The sequence below is a fragment of the Synechococcus sp. PCC 6312 genome, from assembly GCF_000316685.1.
Lineage (GTDB): Bacteria > Cyanobacteriota > Cyanobacteriia > Thermosynechococcales > Thermosynechococcaceae > Pseudocalidococcus.
On record NC_019680.1, the window covers coordinates 2,930,521 to 2,954,265 of the forward strand.

Below are 23,745 nucleotides of genomic sequence, written 5' to 3' on the forward strand. Positions count from 1 at the left end.
ACCAGGCCGATTGCAACCTAGGCTACAGTTTGCCCCTCAGAGAGATGTCGTACTCTGGAAAGTAGGGCCTGGTTTGACTAGGTGGTTGAAGATTATCGCGTCCTTGAGAGAGGTTGGTTGTGGAAAATTTCGATGTTTTGGCAGTTTATCGGCAACATACAGCAGAACGGGCTGAGTTAGGTATTCCCCCGTTGCCCCTGACCGCTGAACAAACCTCCCAGGCCTGTGAACTCCTCAAATCTCCCCCAGCCGATGACGCTGATTACCTGTTGCATTTAATTCGGGATCGAGTTCCTCCCGGTGTGGATCAGGCCGCCTATGTCAAAGCCGGATTTTTAACCGGGATTGCTAAAGGTGAATTTTCTAGCCCGTTGATTAGTCCCAAATATGCCGTTGAACTCCTGGGAACCATGCTGGGCGGCTATAACGTTCATTCGTTGGTGGAATTACTTAAGTCCGAAGATGTTGAATTGGCCACCACCGCCATGACGGCTCTGAGTAAAACCTTGCTAGTCTATGATGCCCTCCATGATGTCCAAGAATTAGCCGCCAGTGGGAATCATTTTGCTCAAGAACTACTCCAGGCCTGGGCAGATGCCACATGGTTTACCAGTCGGCCCCAACTCCCGGAAGCCATAACCGTCACCGTCTTCAAAGTCCCCGGCGAAACCAATACGGATGATCTCTCTCCCGCCCCTCTAGCCACAACTCGCCCGGATATTCCCCTCCACGCCACAGTGATGTTGGAAAGCCGCCAATCGGGAAGTTTAGACACCATTGCGGAACTGAAAAAATTGGGGCATCCGGTGGCCTATGTGGGTGATGTGGTCGGAACTGGCTCTTCCCGCAAATCAGCGACTAACTCTGTTCTCTGGCATACGGGGGATGATATTCCCTTTGTCCCCAATAAACGCACCGGCGGCTACTGCTTAGGCGGAAAAATTGCCCCGATTTTCTTTAACACCATGGAAGATTCCGGGGCCTTGCCGATTGAGTGCGATGTCACCCAGATGAACACCGGCGATGCAATCACGATTTATCCGTACCAAGGTGAGATCAAAAATGCGGCGGGCGAGGTGATTTCCACGTTCCAACTCAAACCTGACACCATTCTCGATGAAGTCCGGGCCGGGGGGCGGATTCCGTTGTTGATTGGGCGCACTCTCACCGATAAAGTCCGGGCTGCCATGGGGTTAGAGCCAAGTCCTGTCTTTACCCGGCCTGGGATTCCGGCAACCGTGACTCACGGGTTTACCTTGGCGCAAAAAATGGTCGGACAGGCCTGTGGATTGCCAGGAGTATTACCCGGAACCTATTGCGAACCCGTGATGACGACTGTTGGCTCTCAAGATACAACCGGGCCGATGACGCGGGATGAACTGAAAGAGTTGGCCTGTTTGGGGTTTGGGGCTGATTTGGTGATGCAGAGTTTTTGCCATACTGCCGCCTATCCGAAGCCTGTGGATATTACCACCCATAAAGATTTACCGGATTTTATTAATTCCCGTGGGGGTGTCTCGCTCCGGCCTGGGGATGGGATTATTCACTCCTGGCTGAATCGGATGTTGTTGCCGGATACGGTCGGGACGGGTGGCGATTCTCATACGCGGTTTCCTTTGGGGATTTCCTTTCCAGCGGGTTCGGGGTTGGTGGCTTTTGCAGCAGCCTTGGGAGTCATGCCCTTGGATATGCCGGAGTCGGTCTTGGTGCGGTTTAAGGGACAGTTACAACCAGGCGTGACATTGCGGGATATTGTCAATGCGATTCCCTATGTGGCGATGCAGCAGGGCAAGTTAACAGTGGCCAAGGAAAACAAAATCAATGTCTATTCCGGCAAAATCATTGAAATGGAAGGCCTCCCCGATTTGCAGTTGGAACAGGCCTTTGAGTTGACGGATGCCACAGCGGAACGGTCAGCCGCCGGATGCACCATCAAACTCAGTGAAGAAACCGTTGCCACCTATTTACGCTCCAATGTGGCCCTGTTGAAAAACATGGTGGCCCGAGGTTATGGCGATGCCCGAACGATTCTGCGACGGGTGAAGAAAATGGAAGAGTGGCTGGCGAATCCAGTTTTACTTTCTGCGGATCCCGATGCCGTTTATGCCGATGTGATTGAGGTGGATTTAGACCAAATTAAAGAACCCATCGTGGCGGCTCCCAACGACCCCGACAATATCAAGTTGATGTCGGAATGTGCGGGTGATCCAATCCATGAGGTGTTTATTGGCTCCTGCATGACAAATATTGGTCACTATCGGGCAGCGGCGAAAGTGTTGGAAGGCGAGGGTGCGTGTAAGGTGCGGCTGTGGATTGCTCCCCCGACTCGGATGGATGAACAACAACTGAAGGAAGAAGGCTACTATGCCACGTTTGCAGCAGCGGGGGCGCGGTTAGAAATGCCGGGATGTTCGCTCTGTATGGGAAATCAGGCCAGGGTGGCAGATGGAGTCACAGTCTTTTCCACGTCAACCCGGAACTTTAACAATCGCATGGGCAAAGGCGCACAGGTTTATCTCGGTTCGGCAGAGTTGGCGGCGGTTTGTGCGTTGTTGGGGCGGATTCCAACGGTGGAGGAGTATCTAAACATCGTCACCAAGAAAATTGATCCCTTAGCCGCTGACCTCTATCGCTATTTATACTTTGATCAGGTGGCTGGTTTTGAGGATGAAGGGCGATTGATTTCGGCTGAGGAGGAGTCTAAGTTATTGGCTTCAGTTTAGTGACTTTGAATTGTAGTAAAAAGCAATGGGTTCCCTGTTATTCTCTAGACTTTGATTGCGAAATACAAATTTCAGTTAGTAATTTTTGTGTAGCTATTTTATTGGCAAATTATGCTTTTCTCACATCGCAATGGATTAAAAGAATACAAAAAAACGATTCAAATAAAAAGCGTAGACAAAGAACTTCGTAATTCTCTTTGGACTTTGTTAATAACTCACTATTATTTAGATTTGGTGAATTACAGACAACTCTTATCTAACCAACAAAAAAATCATTTGACTATTCTTTTTCTTCAACTATGGACATCTCATTTCAAAGAGCCTCTTGACGAGATGCCTGCACTTGATAAGCACAGTAATAATTCTTTTTATCATTACTTGAGAAGCTATTTTTTTAATTGTAATTATGGTGATCTATATGATCTTCTAGAATTTATTGTTAAGAATTCACATCCTGATTTTAATGAAGATTTTATTAAAGAAACAAATAAGGCACTAGAAAGAGAAAACTCGGCTTATCGATTTATTGGGAATGAAGTAGTCGAGATAACTTGCAATGAGGAAATTAATGAAATAGATGATGCCTTGTCCACTCCTTTTTCATCAGTTAAAACCCATCTTCAAACTGCATTACAACTTCTGTCAGACAAAAAGAGACCTGACTATAGAAACTCTATAAAGGAATCAATTTCAGCAGTAGAGTCCCTAGTCAGAATTGTTTGCAAAGACGACAATATGATTTTGAGCGATGGCTTAAAACCAATTCAAGCGAAGTTAGAAATACATCCGGCGTTAATTAAAGGTCTGGGAGCTATCTATGCATATACTAGTGACGAGAGTGGAGTTCGCCATTCCATTAAAGATAGAGATGTCCCAGAGTATGCAGAAGCCAAACTGATGTTGGTAATTTGCTCATCATTTGTAAACTATTTAACTCAAAAAAATGAATTCATGAATGAGTAAGTCGATTTTCAATACGTTGCTTAGAGGTTTTATGAGCAGTTCAAATGATACAAATCTAAAGTCCGAGCAATCTGATTCATTGCCAACATCTGTCTTTCCTGATAAGTTGAGTCTCGTCTTTGAAAGATGTGATCGAATCATCGCATTTGCTGCTGGAGGTGGTTTTGCTGGTGGGCTTATTGCTCAAGTTCCTGGGGCTATAGTTGGAGCGTTGTCTGGCGTAGTATTTGGAATTTTTTATAAAAATCATAAACCTGATATATCTAAGGAAACATAATGTCCCAAGGCCTACTGATTTTATGGACTGTGTTTACCATAGTAGTTATTCTTACGGTTTTGATTCTTAGGAAAAGACAGCAGAAATCAGTAAATTTAGAATTAGCCCAATTAATTTCACTTGCACTTTCAACCTTAGGCATTGTTTCAAGCACCCATCTCCTTTATAAAGCCTTTACTCTCAGAGATTTCCAGGAAATTCTTGGAGCGGATATTGTAACTCTTGTGATTGGAGCGGTGGCTGTTATCTGGGTTTCAGCTAAAGAGGTGGTCAAAATTGTTCTTGAATAGATTAAGTTAGATAATCCTAAAATCATAGATATAATTTGAGGCAATCGTTATGGCAACCACATCAGATCAAGTTTGGGAACTTTTGGGTCAACTGATCGAAGCTCAGAAAGTAACAGAACGGCAAATCCAGGAAGTCAACCGCCAAATTGGAAAGTTGGGTAATCGGCTTGGTGAGTTTGTCGAATGTCAAGTCCGGCCTGTGGCAATAAAACTGTTTCAAGAGCGTGGGATTGAGGTTCATGAACTGGCAACTAATCTTTCGATTAAGAAACCAGAAGGTAGCATTGAGATTGACATCTTAGCCGTTAACACAACTGAAGCCGTACTGATTGAAGTTAAGAGTAAGCTATCTCAAGTCGATGTTGATGAGCACTTAGAACGCTTGGCTAAATTTAAGCAGTTAATGCCTCGTTATGCAGATGTTCGGGCGTTGGGTGCTGTCGCAGCAATGGTTGTTCCTGATGATGTTGCTCGTTATGCCTATCGTAAAGGATTGTTTGTTTTAGCTCAGTCTGGGCAAAGCATGGTTATTTTGAATGATGCTAAGTTTCAACCTAAAGCCTTCTAAATTAATAGTGAAATATTTTTGTAGATACTCCTGGGAGCGTAGTTTATGAAATTAGATCGAATCACCAGTAATCCCAACCGTATGAATGGCCAGGCCTGTATCCGTAATATGCGTTTAACCGTGCGTAGAGTTTTGGAACTATTAGCCCTTTATCCAAATCGACAAGAGCTTTATCAGGAATTTCCCGAACTAGAATATGAAGATATTCACCAGGCCTTAGTCTATGTATTGAGAGGTAAAAATTGATACAAATGACAACTATCACCTCATCCCCGGGTCTCGACCCAGCCAATAATGAATGGGCTTTTGCTGAGGTTTGGATGGATGCCATGCTGACACCGCCCTACTTATTGCTGTTGTTAAGTTCCCCATCAGGGTCATATCACATTTATGATCCGGCAGAACATTATAAATTAGTTTTTAGTTGTGCCAGCTATGAAGAAGCCCAGGCCTGGCTATTGGAAGATGAATATGAACCTGTTGAAGGCAAAGTTTTAGTATCTGATTTGTAATGGGTAATTTCCAAAGGATATATGGTTATGTTCACAACTAAAAGTCAGAGAATACAAACTTTAGTTGATCTCAATCAAATTCCCGGATTATGCCAGCGTTGGAAAATCAAAGAACTTGCAATTTTCGGCTCTGCTTTAAGAGATGACTTTAATCCAGATCAGAGTGATGTTGATCTCCTTATTTCTTTCACTGAAGATGCTCATTGGACTCTGTTTGATTGGGTTGATATGCAAGATGATTTTGAGCAAATCTTTCACCGTAAAGTTGATCTAGTGAGTCGTAGAGGTATTGAAGACAGTCAAAACGTAAATCGTCGCGAGTCCATCCTCAACTCATCTCAAGTCATCTATGTTGCCCCGTGAACCTGATTACCTAGAAGATATGTTAGAAGCTGCAAAGTTAGCCCAATACTTTGTTAACGGTATCGACTGGGAAACATTTGCCCAAGACTTAATGCGTCAAGCTGCGGTTATGCGCCAATTTACCATCATCGGAGAAGCAGCCCGCCGGATTTCCCCTGAAACTCAAGGCCTATTAACCAACATTCCATGGCGAAAAATTATTGGAATGCGAAATCGTCTAACCCATGAATATGATGACTTGGATATTCAAGTGGTTTGGGATACTGTTCAGATTGCGTTACCAGGCCTGGTTAATACCCTAGAAACTATTCTTGCTGAGGTTAACGGTGAGTTTTAAAACCTGTGTAAAATTCCCCATAAGGCACTTACCAGATTTATAATCCAACAGAGCATTACAAATCAACTCTTAGTTGTGCCAGCTATGTAGAAGCCCAGGCCTGTATTTGTAATATGCGTTTAACAGTCCGGCGGATTTTAGAACCGTTAGCCCTTTATCCAGGCCGGAATGAACTCTATCAGGAATTTCCCGAACTAGAAGCTGAAGATATTTACCAGGCCCTAACCTATGCCTCGACCTATTTTATGAAGAGGTAAAAAATTGATGCAAAAGACCGCTCGCTATCACGTCATCCCCAGAACTCGACCCAGCCAATAGTGATTAGAGCTTTGCAGAAGTCTGGATTAATTCAATGGGCCCATCAACACAGGCGGTAAGATCAAGGTTGCACCCGCTGATCCCGTGACTGAAGCCCCAACGAATTCCATGTCCATCACTCCCCCATCTCGACTACAGCAAGCCATTCAACGGGGAGAATTTTTAATTACTGCCGAAGTTTGCCCCCCCAAAGGCAGCGACCCCCAGCACATGATGGACAATGCCCACCGCCTCAAACACCGAGTTCATGGCATCAATATCACCGATGGTAGCCGGGCCGTCATGCGAATGAGTTCCCTAGTGGCCGCCATATTGTTAAAGCAAGCAGGCCTGGAACCGATCTATCAAGTGGCCTGTCGTGACCGGAATCGAATTGCGCTCCAGGCCGATCTCTTGGGGGCGGCGGCTTGTGGGGTGCAAAATATTCTGGCCTTAACTGGAGACCCCATTCAAGCAGGCGATCATCCCCAGGCCCGGCCTGTATTTGATCTTGAGTCAGTACGCTTACTACAACTGATTGGCAAACTCAATCAAGGTTTAGATAGCAACGATAAACCCCTACCCGATCAGCCCACCCAACTCTTTCCCGGAGCCGCCATTGATCCTCAGTCTCCTAGTTGGTCTGGCCTGCAACAACGCTTTGAACGCAAACTAACTGCCGGGGCCCAATTTTTTCAGAGCCAGTTAATCACCGACTTTGATCGCCTCGATAAATTTATGAATCAAATTGCCCTCGGTTGCGGGAAACCCATCCTAGCAGGTATTTTTCTACTCAAGTCAGCTAAAAACGCCCAATTTATTAACCGAGCCGTTCCAGGGGTACAAATTCCCGATCACGTAATTGAGCGATTAGCCCAGGCCCCGGAGCCATTGCAAGAAGGAATCAAAATTGCCGCCGAACAAGTCCAACAGGCCCAACACCTATGCCAAGGGGTGCATTTAATGGCTGTGCGCCGGGAAGACCTGATTCCGCAAATTCTTGACCTGGCCAATATTCCCCCCGTAGCCTAAGTCGAGATTTTGGGGTTAGCCCTCTTCTGAGTTGGCCTGGTGCCGTTCTTGGAGTTTAAGGAGAATTTGGGTGTGGTATTCCTGAGTAATGGGATAGAGATAAGCCAAGACAATCCCCAAGGCTAAAAACACAGTCGGAACTGGCCCAATGGCTAACCGAATGGCTAACAAGGCAGAATCCGGTTGAATTGGTGGAGTTTCTCCAGGCCCCGAGGAAATAAACCCAGCAAAATTTAACCCTTGTCCAACAATAAACAACCCAAAGGCCAGCCCCATTTTTTGCAACAGCACCATAAAGCCATAAAAAATCCCTTCCCGCCGTTGCCCCGTATTGAGTTCATCTAAATCCACCACATCGGGAATCATGGACCAAGGAATCAAATAGGCCGTGGACACGCCAATCCCAGCCAAAATTGCCATCCCATACATTAATCCCACCTGATGGGGCTGCAAGAAAAATAACCCGGCCTGGGCAATCATCCAAATCACCATGCCAAAGAAATAGACCGCCTTTTTGCCGTAGCGTTTACTAAACCAACTCCAGGCAAATAACATCACCAACGCCGTTCCCTGAACCGCCAAAGCCACCTGAGTTGCCGCCGCCGCCGGGAGTTTCATCCAATCAATCACAAAAAACGCAATCATCGAAGCCGTAATTTGCACGGCCAACCAAGAACACAAATAAATCCCCATCACATAGACAAAAGGCCGATTGCTAAACACCAGCTTGAGTTGTTGCTTATAGGGAATTTGCTCTTGGACAGGCGCGGCTAAATGAATGGCTTCAGCAGCTTTAATCCGGTTGCGGGTGCCGAAAATACACCAATACAAAGGCAACACCGAAATAATCGCCGTGACCAGGCCAATGATCAGATATTGGTTGACGGGGTCTTTCACCTGCTGAAAAATGACCTGGGCTAAAAGCAGTGAGCCAATACTGCCACCAATGGAAAACGTAAACCGAAAACTATTGAGGCTGGTGCGCTCGTTGTAGTCTTGGGTCATCTCTGGGGTCATCGCCGTGTAGGGCAAGTTCACTGCGGTGTAACAGGTGTTAAACAAAATCCCAACCAGGACATAGTAGGCAAATAGAACCCATTGGTTATCGGTGGGAATAATCCACTGCAAAAAGAAGGTTAAGCCAAAGGGAATTGCTCCCCAAAACATCCAGGAATGACGGCGGCCCCAACGGGCATTTTTCGTCCGGTCACTCAAGACCCCAATCACTGGATCATTAATCGCATCCCAAATTTTGCCAATCATCAGGACACTACCCGCCAGGCCTGCATTCATCCCCGCCACATTGGTAAAAAAGATCAACAGAAAAAAAACGAGAATATTGGCCGTAATTGCCGTGCCTAAATCCCCCGCCCCAAAGGCCAGCTTTTCTCCAAGTGTTAAGGGCTTTGTCATTGGACGACTGACCATTGGGACACCTCCTCCTCACGAGTCATGATTTACAACCAGGGCTAAAAATATTGCCTTTAAGTATCATCCCCTGGCCGGGTTAATCTGGCAGTTATGGGGCCGATACCTATAATTATTCCTATGGCTTGGCCAGTCTAATGAAGCTACCTCATGGGGAGTTTGCCATCACTCCAATCGAAAAATTAGCAGGGTATTGCTGGAACCCTGATCATGTGTCGGGCAAGGCATCAAGCCAGAGTTTTGCTTCAGCCTTAGGAATTACTCAGGAGCATGGGGATAATTATGTCTATCGTTGGCGAATTAAAAATTGAGAACCCGGCCTGGACAGATGAAGCCTTCATGGCCCTGGCCCAAGACGGGCATCGCTACGAAATCGTCAATGGAGAACTAGTGGATATGGGGAATTCAGGCGCCATACATGGTCAAATTGCCATAATTCTCAGTTCTGCCCTATTTGGTGCAGTCAATGAGCAACAACTCGGGATAGTATTTGACTCCAGCACAGCCTTCAAGATGAAAAGCGGGAATAAACGCTCTCCCGATATTTCCTTCTTTGCAAAAGAGCGGTTGCGGGGAATGAGTCATTTGCCTTCTGGTTTTCTTGAGGGTGCACCTGATTTGGCGGTTGAAATATTATCTCCGGGCAACACCGTAGAAGAGATTCATCAAAAGCTGGTTGAGTATTTCGATAATGGCTCCCGGTTGGTATGGGTGATTAATCCCAACGAACACTTTGTTTTGACCTATTACTCTGCCCAAGAACCAGATCGGCTATTGAAGTCTGGGGATTCTCTTGATGGCGAGGATGTAATTCCAGAATTTTCCCTACCAATTGCGAACCTGTTTGCGCCCCTTTCCTTTGAATAGGCAATCTACTTAATCTGCCCCATATTTTTCCAGAGTTGAGGGAGAGACAGACCATGATACCCTTGGGATATATTGATCAGCCCTGCATTGTTAAGTATTATTACCTACTGAAAGTCATCCTAAGTTTTCCCTCGGAATGGCCTGGGATTGATCCGTAATTTTCCCTCTCGTTGTCCACATACCCCACTCCAGAAGCATCATGCCAGTCGCAACTACTCAGTCCCTCGAAGAACTTTGTATTAACTCCATTCGCTTTCTTGCCGTTGATGCCGTGGAAAAGGCCAAATCTGGTCATCCCGGTTTACCGATGGGAGCCGCTCCGATGGGGTTTGTCCTCTATGACCAATTTATGCGGTTCAATCCCAAAAATCCCAAATGGTTTAATCGGGATCGGTTTGTCTTATCCGCGGGTCATGGCAGTATGTTGCAGTATGCCTTGCTCTATTTGACAGGCTATGACAGTGTCACGATTGACGACATTAAAAGCTTTCGACAGTGGAAATCCAAAACTCCCGGTCACCCGGAAAACTTTGAAACCGCGGGCGTAGAAGTCACCACCGGCCCCCTCGGTCAAGGGATTGCCAATGCGGTTGGGTTAGCCGTTGCTGAAGCCCATTTAGCCGCCACCTATAACAAGCCCGATTGCACATTAGTTGACCATTACACCTATGTGATTTTGGGTGATGGCTGCAACATGGAAGGAATTTCTGGGGAAGCGGCCTCGATTGCTGGTCACTGGGGCCTGGGTAAACTCATTGCTCTCTACGACGACAACCACATTTCAATTGATGGCTCGACGGATGTGGCCTTCACCGAAGATGTCTCGAAACGGTTTGAAGCCTACGGTTGGCACATCCTCCATGTGGAAAACGGCAACACGGATATTGCGGCCATTGCCAAAGCCATCGAAACCGCTAAATCTGTCACCGACAAACCGACGATGATTAAAGTCACGACCACGATTGGTTATGGCTCACCTAATAAAGCGAATACAGCGGGGGTGCACGGTGCGGCCTTGGGTGGTGATGAAGTCAAGTTAATGCGGGAAAACTTGGGGTGGGAATTTGCCCCCTTTGACGTTCCAGCAGATGCCCTAGCCCACATGCGTAAAGCGATTGAACGGGGAGCCAGCTACGAGGCGGAGTGGCAATCCACCTATGCCCAATACAAAACCAAATATCCAACAGAAGCAGCGGCCTTTGAGCGGCAAATTTCGGGACAGTTACCCGCTAACTGGGATAGTGTGCTGCCCACCTACACCGCCGCCGATAAAGCTCTCCCTACCCGGAAAAACTCCGAAACCTGCTTAAACAAACTTGCCCCGGTGCTACCGGAATTGATTGGCGGTTCGGCAGACTTGACCCACTCCAACTTGACCGAACTGAAGGGCTATGGCGACTTCCAAAAAGGGCAATACCAAAACCGTAACATCCACTTTGGGGTGCGAGAACACGCCATGGGAGCCATCTGTAACGGGATTGCCTTGCATGGTTCGGGCTTGATTCCCTACGGTGCCACCTTCTTAATTTTCACAGACTATATGCGGGCGGCGATTCGGTTGTCTGCACTGTCTGAGGCTGGGGTAATTTGGGTGATGACCCACGATTCCATTGGGCAAGGGGAAGACGGCCCCACTCACCAACCGATTGAAACCTTGGCTTCTCTGCGAGCGATTCCCAACTTGACGGTGATCCGGCCCGCCGATGGTACCGAAGCCTCTGGGGCCTACTATGTGGCCATTACCCAGGCCAAGGAACACAAACCCACCCTACTGGCCTTCTCGCGGCAAAACCTGCCCAACTTGGATACGACCTCGATTGAGGGGGTTACAAAAGGGGCCTATGTGGTAGCTGACTGTGAGGGCACACCGGAGTTGATTTTGATTGGCACGGGTTCTGAGTTGAATCTTTGCATCACAGCGGCGGAGAAGTTAACGGCGGCGGGTAAAAAGGTCCGGGTGGTTTCAATGCCCTCCTTTGACTTGTTCGAAGCCCAAGATGCAGCTTATAAAGAGTCTGTCTTGCCGAAAGCCGTGACCAAGCGGTTATCCGTGGAAGCAGCCTCTAGTTTTGGTTGGCATAAATATATTGGGACTGAAGGCGATACGGTCAGCATTGATCGCTTTGGGGCTTCGGCTCCCGGTGGTGTGGTCATGGAAAAATTTGGCTTCTCCGTGGACAATGTTTTGGCTAAGGCTGAAGCTCTCTTAGGTTAGATTTTCCTAAACGTTCACTGTTAGGCGTTGTATAGTGGCGGGATGAATGGCATCTCAGAATTATGCAACGCCACGTTAATTTATTGTTGTTTCCATCAAGGCCGTTTGTAGCACCTCATCACTTACCCTATGACGTTTTAAGCTAGCCACTAGCGCAGAAACTTTATCGTCTTCAAGTTGTTCTAAGTCAGTGCGCAAGCCTTGACCAATATCAGCACCAATTAGAGGCTGATAACCCCAAAAAACTAGTAAAGACGCGATTTGTTTTAACTCTTGAATCACATCTTCAGGCATCCGAGTCGTTGTCATTGGACATTCTTTATTGAGTCGTTTTTTGAGAATTTCAACTTTCATTTTTCATTGATTTCACGCTCCTGACGAGTTGTTTTGCCAGCCAAAATAATCCGAATCATGTCATTTTGATTGGCTGCCAGTATATCCAGGTCTGAAAGATATAGTAATTACAAATAAGTCTTAGAGATTGCGGTTGGCATAGTCTCGAATAATGTCATCAATGGCGGTGTCTGGCGTTGCATACTGTCTTCGTTTCTTCAAGGCAGCAAAATCGTGCTCAATCTTGTTAAAGTCTGGCGAGTATTTGGGTAGGAAGAGCACCTGATGCGCGCATTGGTGGGCAATGTCTCGAATCACATTTTTCCGGTGAATCGGGGCATTGTCTAAAATCAACACGGACGGGACTTGGAGGGTCGGTAATACCCACTCAGACAGCCATTTCTCAAAACATCCGGCATCAACGCTTCCCTCAACTACCATGGGGGCTAATAGAGCATCTTTGCATCTGGCCATGAGTAGATTTTCCCGTTTTTCTCGTTTTCCGGTTCTGTCTGCAAAAAGCTTGGTGCCTCGTTGGGCCCACCCCCAGGGTTGAGAGACTCGGTTGTCAAAGCCACTTTCATCGATGTAAACGAGATGTCTCGACCCCTGTCGCTTCACAATCTCCTGTAATTGCTTGAGATAGACTTGACGTTCCTGAGGATTGCGTTCTCGATACTTTTGCTGTTTTTTTTCGGGTAATTTTCATCTGCTTCAGGGCATACCAAATGGCGTGAATGTTCACCCCGAAATGGGCTGCTCGGTCACAGAGGCGGGCATTGGGGTGGTCTTTAACGTGCTGTTCTAGAACCGCCCAATCGAGCTTGCGCTGACGACGTTTGACAACGGTGGGACGTAAATCCTCTCGGTTCAACCAGTTATAGACCGTTGCCGGACACACCTGAAACCGACGAGATGCCTCTGCTTTGCTGCCACCCTCTTTTACAAAGGTCACGACTCGGGTGCGCAAATCCATGCTGTACGGCATTGACTTTTCATCTTTACTTCTTAATTGAAAGTACTATATCATTACTGTCATCGCTTCAGAATTTAGGAATGTCAGGCCATGATGTTTTAGCTTAATATTAGTTGATATTTGATCTCCATTTTTGGATAGTTAAATGCAGGTAGGGCATCTGCTTTAGACACACAACTCGTTGCAATCGTGCTTTAAATCAATTAAATATAAATACCTCTCCAGGTTGAAGAGTGAGATTTTCACTTACAGGAGTTACGGACTAATTATCGTTATTATCGGGATAGAAATTGATCAGGCCCTCTAGGGTGTGGAGATAACTAACCGAGCTACCCCAGTCCCTAAATATGAAAAGGCTGAGTCAAGCCCTAGCAGCGACCGATATTTCAGCCAATTTGATTACAGAGTAGAACTGGCCTGGCAGTGTAGGATTAAACAGAATCTCATTTGGCCGCTGTGATCTATGCCCCGTCGTACTGACCTGAAAAAAATTCTCCTGATTGGCTCAGGGCCCATTGTGATTGGCCAGGCCTGTGAATTTGACTACTCTGGCACCCAGGCCTGTAAGGCATTACGGGAAGAAGGCTACGAGGTAATCCTGATCAACTCCAACCCAGCCACGATCATGACGGATCCGGAAACAGCGGATCGCACCTACATTGAACCTCTCACGCCTGAAATTGTCGAAAAGGTGATTGCCAAAGAACAACCGGATGCCATGCTCCCAACCATGGGTGGGCAAACGGCCTTGAATTTAGCCGTGAGTTTGGCCAAATCTGGAGTACTGGAAAAATACGGCGTTGAGTTAATTGGGGCCAAGTTACCCGCGATTGAAATGGCTGAAGACCGGAAACTGTTCAAAGAAGCCATGGCTCGAATTGGTGTCCCGGTTTGTCCCTCGGGCCTGGCGGAAACCATGGCAGAGTCGAAGGCTATTGCCCACCAAATCGGGAGCTATCCCCTCATCATTCGGCCAGCGTTTACGCTTGGAGGAACCGGGGGCGGGATTGCCTACAACCAAGAAGAATTTGAAGAAATTGCCGCGTCCGGGTTAGATGCCAGTCCGGTCTCTCAGATTTTGATTGAGCAGTCCCTAATTGGCTGGAAAGAATACGAGTTGGAGGTGATGCGGGACTTAGCCGATAATGTGGTGATCATTTGCTCCATTGAAAATATTGACCCGATGGGGATTCATACTGGCGACTCGATTACCGTGGCTCCAGCCCAAACCCTGACCGATAAGGAATATCAACGCCTCCGGGATGCCTCGATTAAGATCATTCGGGAAATTGGTGTCGAAACCGGCGGCTCCAATATTCAATTTGCGGTGAATCCGGACAACGGCGACTTCATTGTGATTGAGATGAATCCCCGCGTTTCCCGTTCGTCGGCCCTGGCTTCTAAGGCGACTGGGTTTCCGATTGCCAAGATGGCGGCGAAACTGGCAGTGGGTTATACCCTCGATGAAATTCCCAACGACATCACCCGGAAAACCCCGGCCAGCTTTGAACCGACAATTGACTATGTTGTCACCAAAATTCCCCGGTTTGCCTTTGAAAAATTCCCTGGTTCCCAGGCCGTATTGACCACCCAAATGAAATCTGTTGGTGAAGCCATGGCCATGGGGCGAACCTTCCAAGAGTCGTTTCAAAAAGCATTACGGTCTCTGGAAACAGGCCGGGCGGGTTGGGGCTGTGATCAAGCGGAGAAACTCCCTAGTCTCGAGCATATTCGGGCTAACCTCCGGACTCCCAACCCCGACCGGATTCTCACGGTGCGCCAGGCCATGTTGATGGGAATGACCGTTGAGGATATTTATGAACTCACTGCCATTGATCCCTGGTTCTTACACGAATTCCAAGAATTATTAGAAACCGAGAAATTCCTCAAGCGCAAAGCCCTAACCCAAATCACTGCTGATGAAATGTGGACGGTGAAGCAACAGGGATTCAGTGATCGCCAAATTGCCTACGCAACCAAATCCACGGAAGATCAAGTGCGGGCCTATCGTAAATCCTTGGCTGTGATTCCGGTCTATAAAACCGTGGATACCTGCGCCGCTGAATTTGAAGCCACCACGCCCTACTACTACTCGGCTTATGAACGCCCCACCCAACGGGTAAATTTGGAATCCGGTCAAGTGGAAACCATCGCCCCCGACTCGGAAGTGTTACCAGCCACGAAACCACGAGTGATGATTCTCGGCTCTGGCCCGAACCGCATCGGCCAAGGGATTGAGTTTGACTATTGCTGTTGTCATGCCGCCTATGCTTTGTCTGCGGATGGCTATGAAACGATCATGGTCAACTCCAACCCGGAAACCGTCTCCACCGACTACGACACCAGTGACCGCCTTTATTTTGAACCCCTGACCAAAGAAGATGTTTTGAATATCATCGAAGTCGAAAAACCCGTGGGCGTGATCATTCAATTTGGCGGTCAAACGCCCTTAAAACTGGCGGTTCCGCTCCAGGCCTACCTAAATCAACAAGGGCCAGAAGGCACCACCAAAATTTGGGGTACATCACCAGATTCCATTGATATTGCTGAAGATCGGGAGCGGTTTGAACGGATTTTACGGGAGCTAGACATTCCTCAACCCGCCAATGGCCTGGCCCGGAGTTTTAATGAAGCCCTGGCCGTGGCCCAACGAATTAGTTACCCCGTGGTGGTTCGCCCCAGTTATGTTTTAGGCGGTCGGGCCATGGAAATTGTCTATTCCGACAGTGAACTGGAACGCTACATGACCTATGCCGTTTTGGTCGAACCGGATCACCCGATTTTGATTGATAAGTTTCTCGAAAATGCCATTGAAGTGGATGTGGATGCTATTGCTGATGCCCAAGGAAATGTGGTTATTGGTGGGGTGATGGAGCACATTGAACAGGCCGGGATTCACTCTGGAGATTCTGCTTGTAGTTTGCCGCCCCAAACCCTGTCGCCCCAGGTCTTAGAAACGATCCGGGCCTGGAGTGTCTCCTTAGCCAAAGCCTTGAATGTGATTGGCCTGATGAATTTGCAGTTGGCGGTGCAGGGGGATCAAATCTTTATGATTGAAGCCAACCCCCGCGCCTCTCGGACGGTTCCCTTTGTCTCAAAAGCCATTGGGATTCCCCTTGCCAAAATTGCCGCCCGCTTGATGTCAGGAAAAACCTTGGCAGAACTGGGTCTGACGGCAGAAAAAATTCCCAACCATGTGGCGGTCAAAGAAGCGGTGTTGCCCTTTGAGAAATTTGCTGGCACCGATACCCTCCTCGGCCCGGAAATGCGCTCCACGGGTGAAGCCATGGGGATTGACGTGGATTTTGGCCAGGCCTTTGCCAAGTCCCAACTCTCTGCTAATCAAAAACTGCCATTATCGGGAACGGTCTTTGTCTCCATGAGTAATCGGGATAAAAAAGCGATTGCCCCGGTGATTAAAGATTTACAGGCCCTGGGGTTTCAGGTTTTAGCGACAGAAGGGACACGGGCGGCCTTACTGGACTCTGGCCTGGAAAATATTGAACTGGTGCTCAAACTCCATGAAGGGCGGCCCAATGTTTTGGATGCCATCAAAAACCAACAAATCCATCTGATCTTGAACACCCCCTCCGGGGAAGAAGCCCAGGCCGATGGTCGGTTAATTCGCCGGTCTGCCTTGACCTATAAAATCCCGATGGTAACGACAATTGCCGGAGCCAAAGCCACCGCCGCTGCCATCAAAGCCCTGCAAACAAATCCCTTACAAGTGAAAGCGATTCAGGACTATCACAGTAGTTAGTCAAGCAGTTTTGTGTGTTTCCAGGCCCCTACAACAGGCCCCGATAGCGAATAAAAATTAAAATTGCCGCCCACGACCCTAAGGCCACTTTAAACGCGACCAACATATTCAGGATCGGAATGATGCCACCACTGACCAGGCCCCCCAGTTCTCCTGGCGGTAATTCCCAGCCCATTAAGGTCACGGCAGCCAAAACAATGAACACCAAAACAGAGAGCTTTTCCCAAATGCCTATGTGCCAGCGTTGATAGAAACTTTGCAGCCGCTCCGGTGAGGAAATCAACGCCACCAGGCCAATGGCTGTCCCCCCGGCCACCCCCGCTGCAAATCCACCTCCCGGACTGAGATGCCCCCGAATGGCTAGTTCAATGCTGACCAAGGCGGAAATAGTCGCGCCTAACCGTGCTAAGACAATCGAGGGCTGATCCCGAAATTGATAAATTTGGCTGAGGGGGGTTTCATTGGCGAGGAGGAATCCCGCGCCCATAATGGCAATGGTGAAGACCAAGACCTCAAACATGGTGTCATGGAGACGATTGCGAAAAATAAGCCCAGTCACCGCATTGGGTACGCCACTCTCTTCAGCAATGGCTTTGACAATCGCCAGACCGGTGATGTCTAAAACAGGATTGCCTATCCACAATACCTTCAAGCTCAAACCAAGACCAGCCAGGCAGTACAACAGTTTTAGGGGTGTGATGGTTAGTCGCATGGGTCTGATTCCGGGGGAAAAATGACAGATTCAGAGTCTAGTGAGGTGGCGGTGCTGGGGTGGGTCAGGGTTAAACGGCTATGGTGGATCAGATTCGGGGTGAGGCCGGCCTGGAGAATGTCAAATAAACGAGGAATCCGCACCAGGATGTCAAAGGATTGGGGGGCGCGCAGCGGGCTGAGGTGGCAGATTCCGTGAACAACTCGTGACTTGAGGGCTTGGGTAAGCTGTTCTGTATCCGGGTAAGGGACAAGTTCCAAGCGCAAATGATAGGGAGCAATAATCTGACGATAGGCCGCAATCATCTCCGCAAACGGGGCCTCGTTGACCGGATCGCAGGTGTTGTCATCACGGTTTTGGCAGAGTTCTGCTAAGACACCCAAACGCATCACCAAAGAAGAGCGCACCGCCACAGCATAGAGCGTAATCGCCAACATGGTTCCAACTAGGGCTTCGGTCAAAGCCACATCCGCGGCTCCCAAGAGGGCATAGATTAAGGCGGCAATGGCTCCCAAAATGCCTCGGATCACTAGGGCATAGTAGGGATTGGCCTGGAACACCACCATACCGGCCGCCAGGGGCAACAAAATCATGATGCCTGTCATCAGTGGCTCAGAGTGGGCGGCCATGGTCATCCTTCGGGATCAGGGTGGAGTTAGCTGGAGTTGAGCAGTAAGCTAAGACATAGCCCAAGACCGTATTCCAGATGGCGAGAGAAATAATTGCCAGGACTAATAGGGGCCATTCCCGCGGGATTTTGATTAACAGACCAATAATAATCGTCAGGGAACCCAAGGTATCAGAGACTGAAAGGCCATGAAGTTTATACAGTACGCTGCGTTGACTTAACAGCGGAATTGTCCCCAAAAACCAAAACACCAGGCCCAGGCCAAAGCAACCATAACTTAAGAGTGTCAACATCAGACTCTAACTCCCAGATAGTGATTGAGATTCAGATACATCATTGACGCGTTTAATGACTTGGGCGAGGAGCATTAAAGCCGCATTGCCCACACTGAGAATAATCACGCCGACAACCCCAATCATCCAATCATCTCGGGCCACGGAAACGACTAGGATGAGGATTGATGTTTTGGTGGCCACACTGGCAAAAGCTAGCATTTTCTGCCAAATATTATCCTGCTGGGCCGCAACCCACAATGGAATTAATAACGCAACCAACATGCCCCAGGCTATCCAATTCATGGTTGTATCTCTTTGGGTTGAATTTTATGGATTGCATACCAGTCGTCATGATGCTCGTCATGTTCATAATTAAAGACAATGGTTTTTGGGGTGAATGTAATCAGAAAAATGTCTAAAAAAACCAGGCCTGGAGTCCGCTGAGGTGGGGCTTTTTGCCGCATAATGACGACTTTTGTATGGGGTTTAATCATCATTTGGAATGCTTCCAGATAGGCCTGGGGGACTGCTTTCATCACTTTCCATAGGGCCTGGAGCCAATCCTCTAATCGACCGGGGGAGCGATGAGTGCGCGGTAACAATAAGCAGACTGTTACGCCAATGATGATATTGGTCAACCCAAAATCGGCGGTCAACAAAAACCAAATCGCGAGTCTGAGAATTAAGTTTAAGTATCCCGTCATTGTGACACCAGCCAAAACAAGCCAATTAAAATCAAACTCATCATCCCAATTAAATGCTCTAATCCTTCCCAGGCCTGGGGATTTTCCACCCTAATCTTCCCCCCAATTAAATAATAAATAACCAACCCAACCGCAATCGTACCTAATCCCTTCAGAATTCCAGAAAAAGTGTAAGCAGAAAGATCCACGCCATTGGCCACCACCAGGCCTAGGATTAACCAAACACTGGCCAACAAATACCCTGGGGAAACGCCCGCCACTGGATCCGGAGCAGTTGAGTTGGCCGCGGTGATGGCTAAATTTGTCTGACCTAGAAATACGGGTTGATGGGGGATAAACAGAAGTTTACTGTAAGCGATAACTGTACTCACCGCCGCCACCGTCATCAGGATCATCGGCCCACCACTCAAGTTTTCTAACGCTAATGATTTCGCCCCAAAGCCGGCCAAAAGCGGTAAGCCACAGATGGACAAACTGGGAATGACTAACCCGAGCCACAGTATTCCATTTAAGGGCTGAGTTCCATAATCATCAAAATTGCGGTGGGGAAGTTGGCCGGTGGTTAGAAATAAGCCAGACTTTGCCAGGCCATGGGCTAACCCATAAAATCCACTCACCTCTGGGGCCACTAATAACCAGCCTAATTGGGAAATCGTACTAAAGGCCAACAACCGTTTCAGATCCCGCTGTACCAAGGCGAAGCCAACCCCAAAGATCGCCGCGAGGATGCCCAGCAGTTGTAAGGGCCAGGCCAAATCCGGGAGCAAGAGGGCAAATCTGACCAGGGGAAAGATAGCGGCTTTTTCAATAATGCCTGAGAGCAAGGCGGAAACATTGGCGGCTGATTCAGCGTTGGTTAAGGGCGACCAGAGACCGGAAATAAATAATCCTCCTTTCGTCATTAATCCTAAGAAAATGGTGACAATGGCTTCCGGTGGGGCCTGGCTCAAACCGCTAAACATAAAGGAATGATTGGCCTGATAGACTAAAACCGCTCCCATTAAATAAAACAACAGGGCGGTATTGCTGATCATTAAATAGCGCAAGGCTAACCAAATCGCTTTTTCGGCACGGGGATAGGCGATCAATAGAAAGACGACCAAACTCACAACTTCTAGGGCGACATAGAGACTGATTAAATCATTGGCAATAAAGCAGGAATTTAAGCCCCCGTGGAGAAACATCAACAAGGCCAAGAAAAAATAGTTCTGCCGGTTTTGCCAACTCTCCATCACCACCGCCACCATGACCAGGCCATTGGTCAGGATAAAATAACCCGCCAGAGAATCCAGATATAAATGCACCCCAAACTGATCCAAGAGCTGCACTGGGAATCCTGGCGATAGCCCCAAGATTTGCAGAGAAAACAAGAGCGAGATCAACAGCGTGCCAATGGCAAAATAGCGATCCCAGCGGGGGAGTAAATAAATCACCAGGCCCATGAAAAACGGCAAACACAGCCAAGCAATCGTGAGATTATTCATGGTTTGGGCCGAGGTAAGGCTAAATACCGTTCCTCAAGGACATCTGTTTCTAGGGTAGGATTATCGCGGGCCAACTTCATCGCCGCAACTAATAACACGGCCTGGCTGGAAAATCCAATTACAATCGCGGTCAAAATCACGGCCTGGGGCACTGGATCCGCGTAGTTAACATTTTTAAGATGGGAGAAAATTGGTGTAAACAGGCCGGTGCGGGCGGCAATTAGAACAAAATAAGCAATCACCCCGGTACTCATCACATCGAGAGCAATGATTTTTAACAGCACATTTCGTTTGAGAATCATGCCGCCAAAGCCAATTAAAATCGCCGCTAACACAGAGGCCTCTAAAAGCATTGGAACAACCTTAAACAAACTAATAGACGAGATTTAAAGCTAAAAAAGGCAACCTAGGTCGGACTAATCACCGGGGCCTCCAAATCGGAGTGCTTTTCTCTAACATACTCCACCGCTAACTCTAGGGCATCAGCTCGATCCGTCAGGATATGATCTGGGGTAATGCAGCTAAACAGGCCCAATTTTTCCAACCGTTGCAATACCTTCCCACTTGCCCCAACTAAATAGACCACTACTCCTTTGTCTGAGGCATCGCGAATCGCATTTTCAATGGCAAGGGACGCAGTTACGCCCAACAGCGGCACATCACTCAAGTCCATCACCAAAACATCGGCCTCTTTCATGGCATTGTGTTCGCGGGCAATTGCTTTGGAAAGGCCAAAAATCATCGGGCCACTGAGGTAAAACAGCAAAATCCGCCCCTGGCCGGCATCTAAAAGGGCCTGTTCTTCCGGGGTTAAGCGAGCATCATCATCCGTATCAGAAATTAATTTCACCTCAGAGGACTGCAAGCTACTCAGTCGCTCAATCGTGAGGATATTGGCAATAAAGACCCCCACACCCACCGCCACAATCAAGTCCACAAACACCGTCAGCAGCAGCACCCCATACATGATCAGGGAGCCTTTAACTGAAACTTTGTGAGACCGCTTCAGGAAACTCCAATCAAGAATATCAATCCCCACCTTGAGGGCAATCCCCGCCAAGACCGCCATCGGAATCGGTTGAGTATAACGGGCCGCCCCTAGCACCACCACCAGCAGAATCAAGGCTCGGGTAATCCCAGAAACGGCTGTTTTGGCCCCGGTTTGAATATTAACCACAGTCCCCATTGTTGCCCCGGCTCCCGGTAAGCCCCCACACAGGCCCGAGACAATGTTGCCAATCCCTTGCCCAATCAGTTCTTTGTCGGAATTATGCTCCGTGCGGGTGAGACTGTCGGCAATTACAGCAGTTAACAAGGTATCAATACAGCCCAACATCCCTAACATCACGCCATTGATCAGCATGGTTGTAATCTGGCCTGGGCTAAAGGTGGGTAGGACAAAATCCGGTAATCCCATCGGAATATCTCCCAAGTCCCCAATCCGGCGCAGATCAGCACTTTGGAAGAGAGTCAGCGAAAGAATTGTCCCAACGACAAGCGCAATTAATTGGGGCGGCACAAGCCGCTTCACTTTTTTGGGGGTAAAGAAGATAATGGCCACCGTTAAAATGCCGAGAATAGCCGCCGCCGGATGAATATTACTCAATAATTCTGGTAATGCCCGGACGGTGCCAATAACGCCTCCTTTGGGGGCAGACTGACCTAGGAACGGCCCAATTTGCAGAATAATCAGAATCACGCCAATCCCGGACATAAAGCCAGAAATGACACTGTAGGGCATTAAAGTAATGTATTTCCCTAGCTTGAACACGCCAAAAATAATCTGAAATACCCCAGCCAGCATCACCACCGTAAACGCCATCGCCAGGCCATAGTCAGGATTAGCAGCGGTCAAACTGGCCACAATCGCTGTCATCACTACTGTCATCGGGCCTGTGGGTTCAGAAATTAAAGTCGGAGTCCCACCAAATAAGGCCGCAAAAAAGCCGACACAAACCGCTCCATACAACCCAGCAATTGGCCCGGCTCCTGATGCCACTCCAAAAGCCAGAGATAAGGGCAGAGAGACAATCGCGGCAGTGACACCCCCAAATAAATCGCCTCGGAGGTTAAGAAAGTTAATCTTATTAGTTATTGGCATAGACTTGGCTCTATTATTAAAGTCAGTATTAAATTATGTTCAATTACTTAATGAGTCGTCATTACTTTATCTCTATTGATGACCTTTCTTTTATTGATTTTAAACAATGCTAGTAATGAGTTTTCTCTATGGTTTTTTTCGATGAAACAGGGATAGGCCAGCCGAGACGGGTGGGTTGTTGATAGATACGAATCAAGGTTTGAATGTCACGGGCAGAAATAGGCGGTGGGTCGGCAACTTGGGCAAAGTAGAGGGCATCTGAGTTTAAGGGACTATGACCCCAAATTCCGAGGGCATGGCCGAGTTCATGACGGAGAGCGGCTAAGACATATTTCGGGGCCTGGGTGGGGCGGACGATGACTTGACAACGATGGGCTAGATGATGGTGTGGATCAACATAGAGTTCATAGAAGGTTTCGGCGGATCTGACCCGCTCCCCACTCCGATGACTGGGCCGATTGGCTTGAATGGTGATGTCGGCCGTAGTCGGATTAGCCGATAGATTTAAGGGTAGATAGGCTTGCCATTCTTGAACGGCTTGTTGGGCGGCGGCGATCCAGGCCTGGGCGGTGGGACTATCGGGGGGCTGAATATAAACCTGAATTGGAAACTGACTCCAAATGAGATACCCGACTTCGGTTTGTTTAACTTGATCAAAATAGTCAGCAGTGGGGGTTCCAGGACCGGGGGATGTAGGAAGGGGTTTAGACCAGGCCTGGAGGGTGGGCGGAAATGGATGGGTTTGCAGGGGAGGGAGAGTAATTTGCTGGTCTTGATGGCTATTGGCCAGGCCCCGTGAGTGGGAGAGACCCAAAGCTAGACCTAACCCTAATAGGAGAGAGAACAGCCACCAAGGACGCAAGAACCAACCCATAAACCAAAAGAAGAGTGAGTGAAAAG

General features: G+C 48.1%; 25 protein-coding genes and 1 pseudogene. 14 read left to right on the forward strand and 12 right to left on the reverse strand.

Going from position 1 to position 23,745, the window contains the following annotated elements:
- Window positions 1-119: 119 nt before the first annotated feature.
- The 11 genes from acnB (at window position 120) to SYN6312_RS14280 (ending at window position 7,362) form a co-directional block, all read left to right on the forward strand.
- Entirely contained in the window at window positions 120-2,723 is a 2,604-nt protein-coding gene (gene acnB / locus SYN6312_RS14230) for a bifunctional aconitate hydratase 2/2-methylisocitrate dehydratase (protein WP_015125591.1), read from the forward strand.
- Window positions 2,724-2,834: 111 nt separating this feature from the next.
- A complete protein-coding gene (locus SYN6312_RS14235; RefSeq protein ID WP_015125592.1) occupies window positions 2,835-3,686 on the forward strand; it encodes an AbiJ-NTD4 domain-containing protein in 852 nt (283 codons plus the stop codon).
- Complete coding sequence (locus tag SYN6312_RS14240; protein WP_041430881.1) at window positions 3,679-3,963, forward strand: hypothetical protein; 285 nt, start codon at window positions 3,679-3,681, stop codon at window positions 3,961-3,963. Before SYN6312_RS14235 ends, SYN6312_RS14240 begins: the two co-directional genes overlap by 8 nt.
- Window positions 3,963-4,253, forward strand: coding sequence for a hypothetical protein (locus SYN6312_RS14245; RefSeq protein WP_015125594.1), 291 nt, complete (start codon window positions 3,963-3,965; stop codon window positions 4,251-4,253). The genes SYN6312_RS14240 and SYN6312_RS14245 overlap by 1 nt, the downstream gene beginning before the upstream one ends.
- Before the next feature lie 49 nt (window positions 4,254-4,302).
- The gene (locus SYN6312_RS14250) at window positions 4,303-4,821 is read left to right on the forward strand and encodes a hypothetical protein (RefSeq protein WP_015125595.1); all 519 of its coding nucleotides are present in this window, start codon (window positions 4,303-4,305) and stop codon (window positions 4,819-4,821) included.
- Window positions 4,822-4,866: 45 nt separating this feature from the next.
- Entirely contained in the window at window positions 4,867-5,067 is a 201-nt protein-coding gene (locus tag SYN6312_RS14255; protein ID WP_015125596.1) for a DUF433 domain-containing protein, read from the forward strand.
- A 5-nt stretch (window positions 5,068-5,072) separates the two neighbouring features.
- On the forward strand, window positions 5,073-5,333 hold the full coding sequence (locus SYN6312_RS14260; RefSeq protein WP_041430882.1) for a hypothetical protein: 261 nt from the start codon (window positions 5,073-5,075) through the stop codon (window positions 5,331-5,333).
- A 27-nt stretch (window positions 5,334-5,360) separates the two neighbouring features.
- Window positions 5,361-5,696, forward strand: a complete 336-nt coding sequence (locus SYN6312_RS14265; protein ID WP_015125598.1) for a nucleotidyltransferase family protein — start codon at window positions 5,361-5,363, stop codon at window positions 5,694-5,696.
- Window positions 5,683-6,033, forward strand: a complete 351-nt coding sequence (locus SYN6312_RS14270) for a DUF86 domain-containing protein (RefSeq protein ID WP_015125599.1) — start codon at window positions 5,683-5,685, stop codon at window positions 6,031-6,033. Before SYN6312_RS14265 ends, SYN6312_RS14270 begins: the two co-directional genes overlap by 14 nt.
- Window positions 6,034-6,137: 104 nt before the next feature.
- On the forward strand, window positions 6,138-6,290 hold the full coding sequence (locus tag SYN6312_RS19520) for a DUF433 domain-containing protein (protein ID WP_256377508.1): 153 nt from the start codon (window positions 6,138-6,140) through the stop codon (window positions 6,288-6,290).
- A 169-nt stretch (window positions 6,291-6,459) separates the two neighbouring features.
- Window positions 6,460-7,362, forward strand: a complete 903-nt coding sequence (locus SYN6312_RS14280) for a methylenetetrahydrofolate reductase (protein WP_015125601.1) — start codon at window positions 6,460-6,462, stop codon at window positions 7,360-7,362.
- Window positions 7,363-7,377: 15 nt separating this feature from the next.
- On the opposite strand, the gene SYN6312_RS14285 is transcribed toward SYN6312_RS14280, so the two are convergent.
- A complete protein-coding gene (locus tag SYN6312_RS14285; protein WP_015125602.1) occupies window positions 7,378-8,790 on the reverse strand; it encodes an MFS transporter in 1,413 nt (470 codons plus the stop codon).
- A 282-nt stretch (window positions 8,791-9,072) separates the two neighbouring features.
- On the opposite strand from SYN6312_RS14285, the gene SYN6312_RS14290 reads away from it, so the two are divergent.
- Both SYN6312_RS14290 and tkt read left to right on the forward strand, forming a co-directional pair.
- A complete protein-coding gene (locus tag SYN6312_RS14290) occupies window positions 9,073-9,657 on the forward strand; it encodes a Uma2 family endonuclease (RefSeq protein WP_015125603.1) in 585 nt (194 codons plus the stop codon).
- A 199-nt stretch (window positions 9,658-9,856) separates the two neighbouring features.
- On the forward strand, window positions 9,857-11,872 hold the full coding sequence (tkt, locus tag SYN6312_RS14295) for a transketolase (RefSeq protein ID WP_015125605.1): 2,016 nt from the start codon (window positions 9,857-9,859) through the stop codon (window positions 11,870-11,872).
- A 75-nt stretch (window positions 11,873-11,947) separates the two neighbouring features.
- Here the strand turns inward: tkt and SYN6312_RS14300 are convergent, their stop codons facing one another.
- Complete coding sequence (locus SYN6312_RS14300; protein WP_015125606.1) at window positions 11,948-12,226, reverse strand: hypothetical protein; 279 nt, start codon at window positions 12,224-12,226, stop codon at window positions 11,948-11,950.
- Window positions 12,227-12,346: 120 nt separating this feature from the next.
- Window positions 12,347-13,193, reverse strand: a pseudogene (locus SYN6312_RS19525) (IS630 family transposase).
- A gap of 451 nt (window positions 13,194-13,644) precedes the next feature.
- On the opposite strand from SYN6312_RS19525, the gene carB reads away from it, so the two are divergent.
- A complete protein-coding gene (gene carB / locus SYN6312_RS14310; RefSeq protein WP_015125607.1) occupies window positions 13,645-16,941 on the forward strand; it encodes a carbamoyl-phosphate synthase large subunit in 3,297 nt (1,098 codons plus the stop codon).
- A 28-nt stretch (window positions 16,942-16,969) separates the two neighbouring features.
- Here carB and SYN6312_RS14315 read toward each other — a convergent pair whose 3' ends face one another.
- The 9 genes from SYN6312_RS14315 to SYN6312_RS14355 all read right to left on the reverse strand — a co-directional run bounded on the left by SYN6312_RS14315 (window position 16,970) and on the right by SYN6312_RS14355 (window position 23,719).
- Window positions 16,970-17,653, reverse strand: coding sequence for a Na(+)/H(+) antiporter subunit B (locus SYN6312_RS14315; protein ID WP_015125608.1), 684 nt, complete (start codon window positions 17,651-17,653; stop codon window positions 16,970-16,972).
- Window positions 17,644-18,282 (reverse strand): DUF4040 domain-containing protein, encoded by a 639-nt coding sequence (locus SYN6312_RS14320; protein WP_015125609.1) that lies wholly within the window; start codon window positions 18,280-18,282, stop codon window positions 17,644-17,646. The genes SYN6312_RS14315 and SYN6312_RS14320 overlap by 10 nt, the downstream gene beginning before the upstream one ends.
- Entirely contained in the window at window positions 18,266-18,574 is a 309-nt protein-coding gene (locus SYN6312_RS14325) for a monovalent cation/H(+) antiporter subunit G (RefSeq protein ID WP_015125610.1), read from the reverse strand. Before SYN6312_RS14325 ends, SYN6312_RS14320 begins: the two co-directional genes overlap by 17 nt.
- 6 nt (window positions 18,575-18,580) lie before the next feature.
- Entirely contained in the window at window positions 18,581-18,859 is a 279-nt protein-coding gene (locus SYN6312_RS14330; RefSeq protein ID WP_015125611.1) for a hypothetical protein, read from the reverse strand.
- On the reverse strand, window positions 18,856-19,260 hold the full coding sequence (locus tag SYN6312_RS14335) for a Na+/H+ antiporter subunit E (RefSeq protein WP_015125612.1): 405 nt from the start codon (window positions 19,258-19,260) through the stop codon (window positions 18,856-18,858). The genes SYN6312_RS14330 and SYN6312_RS14335 overlap by 4 nt, the downstream gene beginning before the upstream one ends.
- The gene (locus SYN6312_RS14340; protein WP_015125613.1) at window positions 19,257-20,744 is read right to left on the reverse strand and encodes a cation:proton antiporter; all 1,488 of its coding nucleotides are present in this window, start codon (window positions 20,742-20,744) and stop codon (window positions 19,257-19,259) included. The genes SYN6312_RS14335 and SYN6312_RS14340 overlap by 4 nt, the downstream gene beginning before the upstream one ends.
- Window positions 20,741-21,097 (reverse strand): cation:proton antiporter subunit C, encoded by a 357-nt coding sequence (locus tag SYN6312_RS14345; RefSeq protein WP_015125614.1) that lies wholly within the window; start codon window positions 21,095-21,097, stop codon window positions 20,741-20,743. Before SYN6312_RS14345 ends, SYN6312_RS14340 begins: the two co-directional genes overlap by 4 nt.
- A gap of 53 nt (window positions 21,098-21,150) precedes the next feature.
- Window positions 21,151-22,845, reverse strand: coding sequence for a SulP family inorganic anion transporter (locus SYN6312_RS14350; protein ID WP_015125615.1), 1,695 nt, complete (start codon window positions 22,843-22,845; stop codon window positions 21,151-21,153).
- A gap of 109 nt (window positions 22,846-22,954) precedes the next feature.
- Window positions 22,955-23,719: a Zn-dependent protease gene (locus SYN6312_RS14355; RefSeq protein WP_015125616.1), complete on the reverse strand. Its 765-nt coding sequence runs from the start codon at window positions 23,717-23,719 to the stop codon at window positions 22,955-22,957.
- Window positions 23,720-23,745 lie beyond the last annotated feature (26 nt).

What these genes read in the sequence shown, in the direction of transcription:
- SYN6312_RS14235 (WP_015125592.1), top strand. Translation starts at nt 2,835, where the DNA reads ATGCTTTTCTCACATCGCAATGGATTAAAAGAATACAAAAAAACGATT.
- SYN6312_RS14240 (WP_041430881.1), top strand. Translation starts at nt 3,679, where the DNA reads ATGAGTAAGTCGATTTTCAATACGTTGCTTAGAGGTTTTATGAGCAGT.
- SYN6312_RS14245 (WP_015125594.1), top strand. Translation starts at nt 3,963, where the DNA reads ATGTCCCAAGGCCTACTGATTTTATGGACTGTGTTTACCATAGTAGTT.
- SYN6312_RS14250 (WP_015125595.1), top strand. Translation starts at nt 4,303, where the DNA reads ATGGCAACCACATCAGATCAAGTTTGGGAACTTTTGGGTCAACTGATC.
- SYN6312_RS14255 (WP_015125596.1), top strand. Translation starts at nt 4,867, where the DNA reads ATGAAATTAGATCGAATCACCAGTAATCCCAACCGTATGAATGGCCAG.
- SYN6312_RS14260 (WP_041430882.1), top strand. Translation starts at nt 5,073, where the DNA reads ATGACAACTATCACCTCATCCCCGGGTCTCGACCCAGCCAATAATGAA.
- SYN6312_RS14265 (WP_015125598.1), top strand. Translation starts at nt 5,361, where the DNA reads ATGTTCACAACTAAAAGTCAGAGAATACAAACTTTAGTTGATCTCAAT.
- SYN6312_RS14270 (WP_015125599.1), top strand. Translation starts at nt 5,683, where the DNA reads ATGTTGCCCCGTGAACCTGATTACCTAGAAGATATGTTAGAAGCTGCA.
- SYN6312_RS14280 (WP_015125601.1), top strand. Translation starts at nt 6,460, where the DNA reads ATGTCCATCACTCCCCCATCTCGACTACAGCAAGCCATTCAACGGGGA.
- SYN6312_RS14285 (WP_015125602.1), bottom strand. Translation starts at nt 8,790, where the DNA reads ATGGTCAGTCGTCCAATGACAAAGCCCTTAACACTTGGAGAAAAGCTG.
- SYN6312_RS14290 (WP_015125603.1), top strand. Translation starts at nt 9,073, where the DNA reads ATGTCTATCGTTGGCGAATTAAAAATTGAGAACCCGGCCTGGACAGAT.
- tkt (WP_015125605.1), top strand. Translation starts at nt 9,857, where the DNA reads ATGCCAGTCGCAACTACTCAGTCCCTCGAAGAACTTTGTATTAACTCC.
- SYN6312_RS14300 (WP_015125606.1), bottom strand. Translation starts at nt 12,226, where the DNA reads ATGAAAGTTGAAATTCTCAAAAAACGACTCAATAAAGAATGTCCAATG.
- carB (WP_015125607.1), top strand. Translation starts at nt 13,645, where the DNA reads ATGCCCCGTCGTACTGACCTGAAAAAAATTCTCCTGATTGGCTCAGGG.
- SYN6312_RS14315 (WP_015125608.1), bottom strand. Translation starts at nt 17,653, where the DNA reads ATGCGACTAACCATCACACCCCTAAAACTGTTGTACTGCCTGGCTGGT.
- SYN6312_RS14320 (WP_015125609.1), bottom strand. Translation starts at nt 18,282, where the DNA reads ATGGCCGCCCACTCTGAGCCACTGATGACAGGCATCATGATTTTGTTG.
- SYN6312_RS14325 (WP_015125610.1), bottom strand. Translation starts at nt 18,574, where the DNA reads ATGTTGACACTCTTAAGTTATGGTTGCTTTGGCCTGGGCCTGGTGTTT.
- SYN6312_RS14330 (WP_015125611.1), bottom strand. Translation starts at nt 18,859, where the DNA reads ATGAATTGGATAGCCTGGGGCATGTTGGTTGCGTTATTAATTCCATTG.
- SYN6312_RS14335 (WP_015125612.1), bottom strand. Translation starts at nt 19,260, where the DNA reads ATGACGGGATACTTAAACTTAATTCTCAGACTCGCGATTTGGTTTTTG.
- SYN6312_RS14340 (WP_015125613.1), bottom strand. Translation starts at nt 20,744, where the DNA reads ATGAATAATCTCACGATTGCTTGGCTGTGTTTGCCGTTTTTCATGGGC.
- SYN6312_RS14345 (WP_015125614.1), bottom strand. Translation starts at nt 21,097, where the DNA reads ATGCTTTTAGAGGCCTCTGTGTTAGCGGCGATTTTAATTGGCTTTGGC.
- SYN6312_RS14350 (WP_015125615.1), bottom strand. Translation starts at nt 22,845, where the DNA reads ATGCCAATAACTAATAAGATTAACTTTCTTAACCTCCGAGGCGATTTA.
- SYN6312_RS14355 (WP_015125616.1), bottom strand. Translation starts at nt 23,719, where the DNA reads ATGGGTTGGTTCTTGCGTCCTTGGTGGCTGTTCTCTCTCCTATTAGGG.